Consider the following 12,288-nt stretch of genomic DNA (forward strand, 5'->3'; position numbering starts at 1 on the left):
GGTCGTCGGCTTTATGGCGGGGACAGTCCTGGTTCTGCTTATCTGGTACTATGAGGACCGCAAAGTGCGGTATTCAAGGGCGGTTGGCCCCGGCGGGGCCGCTGAGCAAAAGCGCTCGCGCAACGCGATCGACCTGTGACTGCTGAATCTGAGATCCCCGGCCGGCCTTCATAAGCGCTTCCAATACTGCGCTCTGTTGCGGGCCGCCTATCAGCGTGCGAGCCATGTCGGCTATAGCCTTTTCGTTTCCGCCATTGTTCAAGGCGTCAATGACCTTATCCACCGTCCGCATGCCGGCCGCTCGGGCCGCGCCGCGGGCACCGCCGGCAATGAAGCCTTCGCGTAAGCCAAACCCGGGGGCGTTGGCGGGATCAATTGCTTCGCGAGCAGCGACACGCGCCGCCGTCTCCGAATTGCGCGTGACGATGTTCGACGTGTCGGCAAACAGCTTTTCCCGGTCAAGCAGATCGATGATGGAGCGGGCCTTGTCGGACCCGAAAAGCGTCGACAGACGAGCCCTGTTCCAATCGCCTTCGCCCTTGATGAGCCGCTGAAGCGCTACACGGTCGTTTGCGTTGGTACCGACGATGCGCTCTATCTCCGCCCGAGCGCCTTCACGCAACCGAAGCGGCACAGCGGACGGCCCGACTTGCAGCCCCTGCGGCAATGCACCTTGCCGGACTTCTGCGGCGAGTTCGTCGGGGCGCGGCGCTTCCCGGCCGCTTGAAAGGACGGATTGGCCACGCCCAACAGCCTCTTTCTGCCGGGCCAGCTCTGCATATTTCGCGTCAACTTCCTTGATCCCGGGAACCGATGCCCGAAGCTCGTCGTCAACAGTCTGCCGCGCCGTGGTCAGGGCGTTGACGGCGTTCGTTCCCTGGGTTGTCTCCAACATGTCGTCTATAGCGTGCCGCGTGTTCAGCAATTCGCCCGCGTCCGAAACTAGAGACGTGCCGGGGGGCGGTTGGCCATCGGCCCGAGCCCGAGCAATGTCAGCCGGCGTTGGCTGATGGTCCAGCATCGAGCGGACACGCTGCACAAGGCGCTGCGGCTCGCCGCGCAACGTCTGGGCTTCGGTTTCGAGATAGCGGGCAATCGGTAAAGTGTCGACCGGGCCAGCATCGCGCAATGCCTCTTGATATTCAGGCGCGAGGCGCTGTTGGTTGGTATTGGCTCGATCGATGATGCGCGAGGGCGTGGGAGCTTCGCCAAGCGTTTCATCAAGGGCCGACCGGATACGCCAGTTAGCATTAGCATCGCGTGCGCCGATTGCGTTTCGAACGATTGCCTTGCCCTCGCCTGGGGTGGCGGCAATAGCGCCGGCGGTATGCCGCATGTTCGCGCCAAGGTCCATCAACATGCCGTTGTCGCCGAGCTGCGACAGTGCAGCGGGATCTACGGCATCCTGACGAACAGCCCCCGCCAAGACCTTGGCGGCGGTCTTGTCGAGCCCGAGGGCGCGCGCGACCGCGCCGATGTGGAGGTTGTCGGCGACGGCCTTGACGCCCTTGCCGATCAGCGGCGCCAAGAATGGCGCAGCCAAACCAGTCGCAAACCCGATCCCGGCGCCTTTGCCGGTTTCTTTGATATCTCCCCCCGAACGCACAGCAGAATCCGCACCGTTGATCGCGGCTCCAGAAAGCGCGCTAAGGCCATATTGCAGAGGCTTCGACGCAGCTCCAATGCCAAACACCTCTGGCGCAGCCATCATCGCCGGCAATGTTCCGGCAACCGCACCCGTCACGTTGCCAAGCGTCCGCGCGACAGGGTGGGCCTCGCGGCTCGCCTCGTTCATGCGGGTCATCTCCGCATTGACTTTGGAATAGAGTTCGCCAGTGAGAAGCGAGCCTATGGCAGCGGACGCGGCTGTAAGACCCTTATCGATGTAGGGACCGGCGATCGGCACGCCCTCGCCTGTCGATGTCAGGTAGGTTCCCATGGCGCCCATGTCAGGACTCGGAACAAACGTGGGTGCCTCGTGGCCGCCTTCCGGCTCGGGGCCGCCGCCGGCTATGATCTGTTGCGCCTTCGCGATCCCTGCTTTCGCGCGAGCGTCAGCATCCGTTGCGGCTGCGTTGGGAGGCGCGGCCGGGAGCGACTTGGCAATCTCGTCCACTGCCGCGTTCTGCTGCTCGGGCGTCATCGACAGAAAGGCGTCGTCGACCTTGACCTTTTGGCCCTGGATGTTGAGCGTTGCCATCAGGGTTCAATGCTCCATTTCAAGCCGTTGCTCGTCGTGCCGGCGCCGGTCGGCTCCCCAGCCGGAGCATCGCCGCCGCCGCGACTGCTCCTGATGGCGTCGACCATCGCACGGACGCGCGCCAGCTTGTCGTTGACCGATTCCTTTGCCTCGCCCGGCTTGGGCGTCAGGATGGAGGCCTGGTTTTCCACTTCGGCCGGCGCCGCCGTGGCTCCGGACACGCTGTAGAGATAGGATGCGATTATTGTTTTCAGCGAGTTCGAAGCGCGCTGGTAGTCCGACGATTTCAGGTAATCCGCCCCGTAGTCCGATCCGTGCGGCACGGCTGAAAGCGCCTGATCCGAGAGATTAGACAAAGCGGAGAAATTATCTTCGACAATCTTCAGCTCGGGCGCGACCACTGAATACAGCTTGGCGTCTCGCTGCTGCTGCTCGTTCGGCGGCTTCGACTTCGGACCGGTCAGCGGGACGATTCCCGCATTCTGGTTGGGAACCGGGTTGGCGGCGCGCGGGCTCATCGGTGCGATCGGCGCCGGAGGTGTTTGCACGGGCGCCGGAGAGGCCGGCGGTGAAGCGGGACCAGGCGCGGCGGCGGGCGGTGCGATGGGCTGGGGAGCCTGTCCAGGCATCTGTGCGACGATGCCGGAAGGCGTCAGGAACATCATTTCTCCATTCGGGCCGGTGATGGTCTTGCCGGCCGCGATCTGGGCCGCCTGTTCCTGTGTGACCTTGTTGTTGTTTACCAGCCAGTTGAGCGCCTGGGCGTCGACTGCATTTCCCTTGAACATGTTTGCTTGGCCGCCGCCGGGCGATGCGGCGACAGCTTTCGTTTCACCTGTGCGCTTGTTGTACAGCGTGCCGTCGTCAAGCTTCTCCCAATCGGTCTGCTGACCCGTATAGACGGCCTGATGGGTCTTCGGATCGACAAGAGAACCGCCAACCTCAATGAGCTTGTCCTGGTCGGCTTGCATCTTGCGCTCGTCGAGATCGAGCCTCGCCTTTTCGGCCGGCGTCATCTGCGGATTGCGCAGCCGTTCCGTCTCGATGCGGGTTTTCTCCATGTCGAGCCGGTTCTTTTCCATCTCCATTTGCGTGGCCGGGTCGGCTGCGGCCATCTTCTGTTTCAACAGAATGCCAACCACGCCGCGCTGTTGTTCGGACAGCCGGGGATCTGTCGCCGCCTGCATGAGCTGCTGAACGGTTGGGCCACCGCCCGCAACCTGCACGCCCTGCGGGCCTGGCGCCGCACCAGGACCGCCGGCAAGCACAGCGCCCCTCTGCGGGATGCCGCCACTATCAACCGCACGCGGCGACTGGACGCCAGCTTGTTGCGGCGCGCCAGACAAGGCTTGCGCGGGTGTCTGCTGCGGTGCGGAGGCTGCGGGAGAAGCAAGGGCGTTGGCGACGGCGGTGCCTGCGGGTGCCATGCCCGAGGCTGGGTCAAGGCTCGCCACTTGCACCGGGTCCGAAGTGGAACCGCTGAACCGCGATGCGAACGAGTTGGCCTGTGCGATACGCCGCGCGGCCTCGCCGCCTGGTCGATCGTAGCCCGCGAACTTCCATGCATTGTTCATGATCTGCTGGGCTTCGGTCGGCGACTTTGCTGCGTTCAGCCGATCGATCAGCGTCGGATCTTCCTGAAGGAAGAACTGCGCTTGGAGCTGTGGCGAAGGATTGCTGGGATCGCCGCCGTTCTTGGCCGCGAATTGTCGCATCGCCTCGAAACGTGGGCCGCGCCAAGACAGGATTCCGCCTGCCGTGCCAGCCTCACCGCTTTCGCTCGGGTCCGACCAAGAACCGAAGGCGTTCTTCGGATTGAACCGGCTTTCAGCGTTCGCAGTTGACGCGACGGCGGCGAGGCCATTGGGATTGGTGACCTTGCTTTTCACCGTGTCCATGAAACCGGAATAAATGCCGTTTCCCGAAAGGTCCGGAGTTGGACCAGCCGCCCCTCCCATGCCAGAGGACGCAACATTGCCGCTTTCGGCCACGGGAGCCCCACCGGCAGCAGCGGAGGTCGAACCGGCCCCCGAGCCAAAGAGCGCCGAAAACACGCTGTCACCGCTCTTGCGCCAGTCCGCTTCCGCCCTGTTTGCCCTGCCGTTGGCCATACGGTAGCCAAGAGCCTCGCCGATGGCAGAAAGGCCCTGCCCGACCGTCTTCGGTGCCGCCGGACCGCGAAGGGCGTCCGCGATGGCGCGAAGTCGCGCGAGTTCTTCAGGCGTCTGGACGCCAGTATCTCCGCCGAAGATGAAAGCCGGCTGTGCGGTCATGCGAATGCCCTCCCGTAGTCGACGGCATCGAAGCCGTTGACCGTCGTCACCGCATAAGGCCGATAGGCGCGCACCTCGTCGGCCATGACGCCGACCTGTTCACCGCCGCCCCAGAGATATTCGAACACGTACTTCGTCAGGCCGTTGGCAAAGGTGCCGATTGCGCGGATGTTCTTCTTCAGGCGGCGGTCCGAAAACTTGATCAGGTTCGCGCCCAATCCGAACAGACCGCCCATCAAATCGCTGCTACTGCTGGCGTCCTGCTGCCACTTCTGGAGCTGCTGATTGTAGTTGGTGTTGATCAGCCCCGCCGTGTCGGTCGTCGGGATGGTCGGCATGTTCGCGTTGACGAAGTTCGGCTGGCTGACCTGTGAGCCCGAGAGCAGCGCCGTCAGGTTGTTGATCGGGGCCGAATTCTGGGCCAAGGCCTCCTGCACCGCCTGCCCGCGACCGGACAGCAGCAACGAATTGTAGGCGTCGTTTTCTCCCTGGTCCTGGATGTTCTGCGCCTGGGCGTAGTTATCCGAACCGGGACGGATGCCGCGATTGATCAAGTCGGCTTCGTTCGCCTGTCGGCGAGCATCGAGCGCCGGCTGAAGGCGCTTCATGCCGAGATCCATCAACCGGCCTTCGGTTGCGTCGTTGGACAGGTCGACCGGCTTGGCGAGCCAATCCTTCAGAAACGACGATTGGCCGGCCGCCAGTTCGCCCAGGTTCAGCTTTGCCTGGTCGGTCTGGTCTTTAATCGCCTGACCGGTTCCCGACAACGTTTGCGTGGCCGTGTAGGTCGGGATGTCATAGGACTTGCCCGTGTAGGGATCATTCCATTTGTACGTTCCCGTCTGGGAATAGTTCAGCGAGCCATCGGGCGTCACCTGATTGACGTTGCCGAGGTTGGCATTCGCAATCGCGGTGCCGACGTTCGTTGCGGTCGACGCTGCTGATGTCTCTTTCGGGTCGGGCGGCGCGGGAGCGTCTGGGGCACACATGGTCAGGGTCTCCTAGAGAAAATAGGTCATGGCGATTGCCGACCGCTTGAAGCCCACGCGCTCGCACATCTTTGCAACGCGTAGATCGGTGGCGATGGTGACGTGCGCCCTGACGCAGCCGCGCGCTTTCAGTTCAGTCAGAATATGCTTGGTGAAGCGGCGGCCGATGCCGTTGCGATGGTCCGGCCGCATGTAAATCGTGTCTTCTTGGGCGATCATCTCGGAATTGTGCATGTCCTGGGTGATCCAGATGAAGGCGTACCCCACGGCCTCGCCATCGCCGGTCCTGACCAGAAAGCAGAGCAGATGCCCGGCGGCGCCGTAGACGTTCAGGCGCGGCTTGAATTCGCCGATCGTCATCCCTTCGCCAGCCATCCGAGCTTGCATCTCGCCATAGTGAGTCCGGCACATGGGTTCCAGCTCGGGCCATGCGGCGTTGAAATTCTCGATACTGATGGCGTAGTCAGACAACGACGCCTCCCGTTTCAAAAGTGACATCGAGCTGAACGAATTCGGTGACTGGGCGCTGGTTCAGAAATCCGGTGATTTGCAGTTGCGGCTGCATGACATATCCGGTCTTGCCGATCGAAATCCATTGCCCGCCGCCTACCGATGCAACAGGCTGCGCCTGGTCCCACTTCGCGACATCCCACTGGCCCGAATCCCACAGGTCCGCCGTGCCGCCATCCGCCGCCGGAGGGGCTGGCGGCAGACTGACGGAATAGTTGACCGAGAAAGAGATTTTCGGGCTGTAGGGCGTGGCGCTGAGAAAGGTCGGGCGCGCCTGGTGAACGGTCTTCAAGCCGCCCAGAGACTTCATGTGATCCGGGTTGCCGACATAGGTATAGTAAATCGGCAAGCCGTTATCATTGCCCGCAATCTCGGCCTCGAAAACCGTGCCGTCATTGGTACCGAAATAGAGGCGGCTGTCATGCAGTTCGATGCAGCGCGTGGCCCATCCGACGAACTTACACCAAGCCCCGGTTTCGAGATTGACGACGAACGACCATGCTTCCTGTCCGGCCGCCGTCACCGGCAACGCGACAATCGCATAGTTCATGTCCGGCCACTTGATGATCTCCCACGGCAGGGAAAGCCGGCGAGCAGCCTCACGCTTCCAATCCGGTTCGATATTGCGGGAGATAGCCGCAAGCGACAGCGCCGCCGCGTCTTTGTTGATGGCGGCTGAGATCGGCACCAGGCCTTCTTTGGTGGCCACGATCAGATCGCCGCCGGCTCGCATCGTACCACGCTTGCCCATCGGGTCCGTCAGATCGTAGCGGCCGACCAAGTTCCATTCCGCCGCAGTCGCACCAGCGGGGTTTGATCCTTCAAAGATTGCTGCCTCGCCTTCCGTGGTGACGAACACGCATTTGTCGTCGATGCCGTCGCCGGCATCGAGGGACCACGTAGCGCCGAACAGCAGCGAGCCGCCGCGCTGGAAGATGCCCGACAGGTTCAGCGAGCCCAGGGCGCCCGTCACGCTGTCCACCCCGAGATAGCGCGCGCGCATCGTGCCGCCTTCAATGAAGAACAGCCGATTGCGATAAAGCCAGACATGCGACAGGACAGAGGTCGCCACACCGGTAATCGCGGCGGAGATCTGCACCACGCCGCCCGGAATGTCAGCCTTCGCGGAGCCGGCAATCGAGCCGGTGACGGTCTCGTTGTCCTGAAACGTTCCGGTGATGCTCTGAATGTAGAGCGAACCCGTAGTGCCGTTGTCGATCGACTTGACGACAGTCGCGGTCGCGCCGCTGGTGCCGCCCGTGATCGTCTGGCCAGTCACATAGTTGACCGTCTGGGTATCGAAGTTCAGCCGATAGGTGGCCAAGCCATTGACGGCCGACCAATCGAAGGTGGTGCTGTAGAGCTGAAGGAAGTCCGTTCCGTTGACCGCCACCACGAACGAGCCGCCAGACGTGGTGAAATTCACATAGGAATAGTAGCCGGAAGTCTGGCCCGAAACGGACGCGGCCGGCGGCACAGTCGGCGAGGCCGGCGCTGTGACATCACGGATGGTGGTCGCATCGCAAGCCCAAATCTTCTTCGTGCCGCCAGCATTGTACGTGATGAAGCTTTCAACCGGGACGGAGCCGATCGTGGCACGCTTTACCGAGCCGCCGCGCATGCTGATGCCGGTAGAGGTCGGAAGGAAGTTTTCGAGGGTCTGGGCCGAAAACGGCTTGGATTTCACAAGGCTCTGATTGGTCACCCAGCCGGCGACAGGCGCGCCGAAAGTGTACGGCTGGGCCTTAGCCGCAGCCGGGACCGGAACAGCCTTGCGGCGGCCGGGGAAACGCTCGCCAAGCCTCACGGGGCACCTGTGACAGTCCCAGGCCACGCGACATTGCGACCGCGCCAGCTAAGGGGCGGCTGGCCCGACACGACCGGCTTTGAACCTGGATCTTTGTCGATCATGCGAAGCTTCAGCGTTTCAAAGTCGTCCTGGGCTTGCTGATAGGCAAGGCCCTTATTCTGCTTCCACCGGTAGATGATGGCGAGCTTCAGCAGCCGCTCGGAGAGCCTGAACGTGTCGGCATCTTCCGTGAAAGCCGGCTTCAGGGAATTGTTGCTCGCCTTCACAATCTCGTTTGAGACATAAAAGAACTTCACCGTCTCGGTGCTGGCCATGACCGGCCATTGGTGAAACTGGTCACCGAAAATAATCCAGTAGCCGTTCACCGTGGCGATCGGCGTCACCTGAAGCTCAATCCACTGATCCGGGCTGGTCAGATGGTTCGTTGCCCACAACCACCGGGACGACCAGAGCGAAGACGTTTGCTGCATTCGCTCATAGTCGTCCGGGAGGTCAAAATCGGCCGTGGTGCCGTCACCGATGAAGGTCTTCAGGACCAGCAGTTTTTGCCAGTCGTAGGCGTCGACGATTTCCGACGCCATCACGTTGGCAAGTTCCTGCATCTCAACCATTTCTCGATTGGTGGCGCCATAGACCAGCGTCGGCACGTCCATGCCGAGTACGGTCGCTGCACCCTTCACCACATCGAGAATGGACATCAGGCGGCGTCCCTCGCCCCGCCCTTGCCCTTGGGCTGGGTCCGCTCTTCAAGCAGCGCTTCCATGGCGGCCATTCGTTCGACCATGGCCGCGTTCTGCTCCGCCATCTGTTCAATGATGGCGTCCTTCTGGGCTTCGCGCTCGGATGCCTTGGCCGCGTCCGTGTTCTCGAGGAACAGTTTTGCCTGCTTGCGCATCTCGCGCATGTTGGGCAGGCGAACCTTATCCATCTGGCCTTCCTGAAGGTCGCGGACTTCTTCCACCGTACGGATGCCGCACTGACGAAGCACTTCGGCCTGTTCGGGCGAGACGCCAGGCCACGCCGCCAGCGCCATGCCATTGACCGGGATATCCTGACCCTTCTTGAAAGCATCATAGGCCGGCTCAATCTGCATCCAGCGCGCCGTCATGAACTTCAGCTTCTCGCCGTCCTGGTCCTCGCCCATCTTCGACGGGTCGGGCAGCATCAGGCGAACGCGTTCGGTGGTCTTGGTGTTCATCGGCGAGTGCGAGGGGGAATAGGTCACCCAGTCCTCCGCCTGCCGCTCCAGCAAGCGCCGGCCGCTGGCGTCGAGCTTGTAGCCCTTCAGGTCGCATTTCTCCGTCACCGGATCGCCTTTGACCGCCAACATCTCGTAGCTCGTCTTGAACCCCATCACGCGGATCATCGGGGCTTGGTTTTCGGACATGTGCATTGCTCCTGAAACGTAGCGGGCGCCGAAGCGCCCTTATTCGCTGATGAGGTCGCGGAGGTCGGGAAGCTCCGCCAAGATGGCGTCTGCCTGGTCCTCGTCGAATTCTGCTGCCTTGAAGGCTTCGGCTGCGCGAAGGCGCTCGCCACCGTTCCAAAGCTTCCTGATGTTCGTTACCGCGCCGGTATCGGCTGACGCGGCCTTTGCTTTCACTTTTGGCATTCCGTACTCCTGCGGTTGAAAGGGGGACGGGCGGAGCCGAAGCCCCGCCCGGAAGCCGGATCAGTACGGGAAGGCGCACATGACAATCTTCGCCGAAGCGTCGATTGCGTAGGCGCAGACCGTATCAGTCACGGCGGCGGCAACCTTCAGGGTGCCATCCGTGGTGGCCGACAAAACAAGGCCGTTGCCGTCCGCACCGGAGACCAGCGCGGTCGTAAGCGTTGCCACGCCCTTGACCTGTATCCAGGCATATTCGCCATTGCCGGGGGCAGCAGCGAGAACGCCGGCACCGTTTGCGGCGGTGTCGGACACGTCAGAGGTGACTTCGTTCGTCTGACCGGCAGAGACGCCGGCCGGCGCGTAGAAGCCAACCACGTTGTTGGCGACGGCGGCGATAGCGCCGGCACCTTGGTTGTATTTCACGAACCGATAGACCTTGCCGTCATAGGATTCGTAGGTGTCGCCAAGGCGGGGAGCCTTGCCGCTTTCCGCGCCCGTGAGATCAGCCGCGGTGTAGGTCTTGGTGATGTTGGCGCCAACAAAAGAGGTCATGGTTTCCGCTCCTTATGCCGCGTCGAAGAGGACGCCCTGAAGCGACCGGTTCGAGGTGACGAGGTTGCCCATCCAGTAGAACGGGATGACAACGGCGTCCTGGTTGACGGGCTTCTTCTCGTCGTCCTGCGTCCACTGAGCTTCCTTGTGCTGGTCGACGTAGACGTAATCCGTGTTGAGGAAATAGCCCTTCTCTGCCGTGGTCGTGAAATTCGTGTTGTCGTCGAAAATCACGTCTGCGGTCTTGTACTTCAGGCCGATGAAGCCCGACTGGGCCATGTCGGCGTCCATGTACCGCTGAAGCTGCTGCTCGCCGAGTTCGTACAGCGAATAGAAGTCATGGCTGAAGGTGATGATGTCCGGCTTGTCGGCGCCGCGCGTCAGAGCAAGCCAGAGTTTGTTCATGTCGGCCTTGAACGATGCGGCGTTTGCTGCCGAAGGCGAGGCGGCAAGGTTGGTGCCGGTGGCCTCCAGAAACTTGTTGCGCCAGAACGTCCAGGTTGCGGAATCGATGCCGCCGACCGTGCCCTGACCATTGGTCTGGAGAATGTTGGCCAGGCCGCCGATCTGGTTGGACAGCGAACCATCCGAGTACAGATCGACCGAGAAGTTATTCGCGGCGGTCTTCAGCGCGTTGCCCTTCTTGGTCTTGACGAGGTTGATCATCGCGAACTTGCCGCTGTTCTGGCGAAGCTCCTTGCCGCTGGAAACGACATGCAGCGCGACCTGCGCCCAGTCGAATTTCGCGGACGTGACGACATCCGAGCCGTTGGTGTTCAGCGTGTCGAGGCCGGCATAGCGTTGATAGGTGTTGTTTTCCGCGTATTCGAGCTGCACCTGAATTTCGGTGCCGCCATCGAGGTTGCGGATCTTGTTCTTCTTCTTCAGCCGGTTGAGGAAGGCGTTGTTCTTCGAAACGTTGTCCGCCACCTCGTTCGCGCTGTTGCGAAGCGTGGTGGACACCATTTCAGTGAAGGTGGTCGACGGACCAGCCATGGTGTTTAACCCTTTTGATTGCGATCATAGACAGCGGCCAACTCTTCCTCTTCGGTGAGAGCCCGACCCTTGCCTGATGCGGTTGATGGGATGTTGACGGCGGCGGCTCGACGAGCGCCTTCGACCTTGGCGGCGCCATTCGAAGCGGCTGGCTTTCCAGCGGCTGCTTTGGCCCGAAGATCGGGATCGGCGTTCACGGCCATGTCGTAAGCCAGACCGAACACGGCCTCTTTCGAGGCGGCATCGCCAAGCTTCCTTCGCGCCTTGTGGATTGCTTCAACCATGTCGACTTCAGGGATTTCCGAGTAGAGCGGCTTGTCGGCTGACAAGCGGGTCAACTCAGTTTCGGCCGATGTCTGGTCGGCGCGTTCCTGAAGCTTCTGGTTTATGCGGTCGTCGATACTTGCGGGGTTTCCGACCGTTGCGAGCAACGTTTTCAACCCGGCAATCTCTTGCCGCAATTCGCTTTCGCCCTGCTGGACGGTCTGGCCAAATGCTGCTGCGATTTTGTCGCGCACGCCGTAGCTGTCGATGATGGCCATGATGGATTCGACGGGAGCCCGGTCCAGATTGGCCTGGGCATTGAACAGAAAATCGATTGCCTTCGCAGGCGTTACCACCGACCCATCAGCGAGCTTGCGGCCCTTCTGCGGGTCGAAGTAGTGGGAATGCCGATCGATGACTTCCTGAATTGGCTTGACGGTCGAAAGCTGCCGGCCATGATCGGACAGGCGGCCTTGCAACTCCTGTTCGCGAGCGGCGACGAAGGCGCGAATTTCGGCGGGCGTCTTCTCCCAGGCACCTTTGACGACATCAGCGCCCTGAAGACCTTTCCAGTTGTCAGGCAGGGGAACCGTGCCGGCGCCAGGCGTCAGACCATCGCCAGCCGGTTCCCCGCCATCACCGCCTTTCGGCGATATCGTATCGGCCGCTTCGGACCGGTCCCCGCTTGCAAACCTGCCGTTCTCACGCTCCGCCCCGTTATCGCGTTCGTTCTTGTTCCAGATGGCTTCCAGAGCCGTATCATCGGCGGCAGCATTGTCGTTGATCGCGCCGGCATCGACGACGACCGGTGCGGCTTCAGCCACGGCAGCAAGTTGAGCGCTCATCGAAATTCCTCTGACACCTGAAGGCCCCGCTTCTGGCAGAAGTCGGGATTGCGAAATTTGCCCTTGGTCGGGGAAAGGCTGGGCTCGTACTCGACGCAATTGTGTTTCTTCAGATCATCGCGCCGCTGAGAGCGTGAGCCGATTACCGCGCCGTTGATCGGCGAGCGGTACTCCGGAATGTCGGAGATGACATTCGGCATGCTGATCTGGCCGGCGAATGGCTTCTCCATGGGAGCG

At 61.8% G+C, this 12,288-nt stretch carries 13 protein-coding genes; 1 reads left to right on the forward strand and 12 read right to left on the reverse strand.

Features of this window, described 5'->3' with window-relative positions; all coding sequences use genetic code 11:
• Positions 1–73: 73 nt before the first annotated feature.
• Genes NP503_RS23070 through NP503_RS23120 form a run of 11 tightly spaced genes read right to left on the reverse strand, consistent with a single transcriptional unit; the run spans position 74 to position 11,484 of the window.
• Entirely contained in the window at positions 74–2,200 is a 2,127-nt protein-coding gene (locus NP503_RS23070) for a hypothetical protein (protein WP_127272556.1), read from the reverse strand.
• Complete coding sequence (locus NP503_RS23075) at positions 2,200–4,473, reverse strand: phage tail tip lysozyme (protein WP_127272555.1); 2,274 nt, start codon at positions 4,471–4,473, stop codon at positions 2,200–2,202. Before NP503_RS23075 ends, NP503_RS23070 begins: the two co-directional genes overlap by 1 nt.
• A complete protein-coding gene (locus NP503_RS23080) occupies positions 4,470–5,462 on the reverse strand; it encodes a tail fiber domain-containing protein (protein ID WP_013531595.1) in 993 nt (330 codons plus the stop codon). Before NP503_RS23080 ends, NP503_RS23075 begins: the two co-directional genes overlap by 4 nt.
• Positions 5,463–5,474: 12 nt before the next feature.
• The gene (locus NP503_RS23085) at positions 5,475–5,960 is read right to left on the reverse strand and encodes a GNAT family N-acetyltransferase (protein WP_164748982.1); all 486 of its coding nucleotides are present in this window, start codon (positions 5,958–5,960) and stop codon (positions 5,475–5,477) included.
• On the reverse strand, positions 5,926–7,779 hold the full coding sequence (locus tag NP503_RS23090) for a hypothetical protein (RefSeq protein ID WP_127272554.1): 1,854 nt from the start codon (positions 7,777–7,779) through the stop codon (positions 5,926–5,928). Before NP503_RS23090 ends, NP503_RS23085 begins: the two co-directional genes overlap by 35 nt.
• Positions 7,776–8,480 carry a hypothetical protein gene (locus tag NP503_RS23095; RefSeq protein WP_127276398.1) on the reverse strand — a complete coding sequence of 235 codons (705 nt, stop codon included), beginning with the start codon at positions 8,478–8,480 and terminating at the stop codon, positions 7,776–7,778. Before NP503_RS23095 ends, NP503_RS23090 begins: the two co-directional genes overlap by 4 nt.
• Positions 8,480–9,169 carry a hypothetical protein gene (locus NP503_RS23100; protein ID WP_127271037.1) on the reverse strand — a complete coding sequence of 230 codons (690 nt, stop codon included), beginning with the start codon at positions 9,167–9,169 and terminating at the stop codon, positions 8,480–8,482. Before NP503_RS23100 ends, NP503_RS23095 begins: the two co-directional genes overlap by 1 nt.
• A gap of 39 nt (positions 9,170–9,208) precedes the next feature.
• A complete protein-coding gene (locus tag NP503_RS23105) occupies positions 9,209–9,394 on the reverse strand; it encodes a hypothetical protein (RefSeq protein WP_027036502.1) in 186 nt (61 codons plus the stop codon).
• A 60-nt stretch (positions 9,395–9,454) separates the two neighbouring features.
• Positions 9,455–9,946: a hypothetical protein gene (locus NP503_RS23110; RefSeq protein WP_127271039.1), complete on the reverse strand. Its 492-nt coding sequence runs from the start codon at positions 9,944–9,946 to the stop codon at positions 9,455–9,457.
• 12 nt (positions 9,947–9,958) lie between these two features.
• Positions 9,959–10,942, reverse strand: a complete 984-nt coding sequence (locus NP503_RS23115; protein ID WP_013531602.1) for a phage major capsid protein — start codon at positions 10,940–10,942, stop codon at positions 9,959–9,961.
• Positions 10,943–10,947: 5 nt separating this feature from the next.
• Positions 10,948–11,484 carry a hypothetical protein gene (locus tag NP503_RS23120; RefSeq protein ID WP_164764445.1) on the reverse strand — a complete coding sequence of 179 codons (537 nt, stop codon included), beginning with the start codon at positions 11,482–11,484 and terminating at the stop codon, positions 10,948–10,950.
• A 126-nt stretch (positions 11,485–11,610) separates the two neighbouring features.
• Between NP503_RS23120 and NP503_RS23125 the strand changes: the two genes are divergently transcribed.
• The gene (locus tag NP503_RS23125) at positions 11,611–12,072 is read left to right on the forward strand and encodes a hypothetical protein (RefSeq protein WP_164764446.1); all 462 of its coding nucleotides are present in this window, start codon (positions 11,611–11,613) and stop codon (positions 12,070–12,072) included.
• Here the strand turns inward: NP503_RS23125 and NP503_RS23130 are convergent.
• Positions 12,048–12,251, reverse strand: coding sequence for a hypothetical protein (locus NP503_RS23130; RefSeq protein ID WP_236383072.1), 204 nt, complete (start codon positions 12,249–12,251; stop codon positions 12,048–12,050). The two genes, NP503_RS23125 and NP503_RS23130, sit on opposite strands and share 25 nt — an antisense overlap.
• Positions 12,252–12,288: the final 37 nt, after the last annotated feature.

Origin of the sequence: Mesorhizobium sp. SEMIA396 (assembly GCF_024518615.1) — a bacterium.
Classification (GTDB): domain Bacteria; phylum Pseudomonadota; class Alphaproteobacteria; order Rhizobiales; family Rhizobiaceae; genus Mesorhizobium.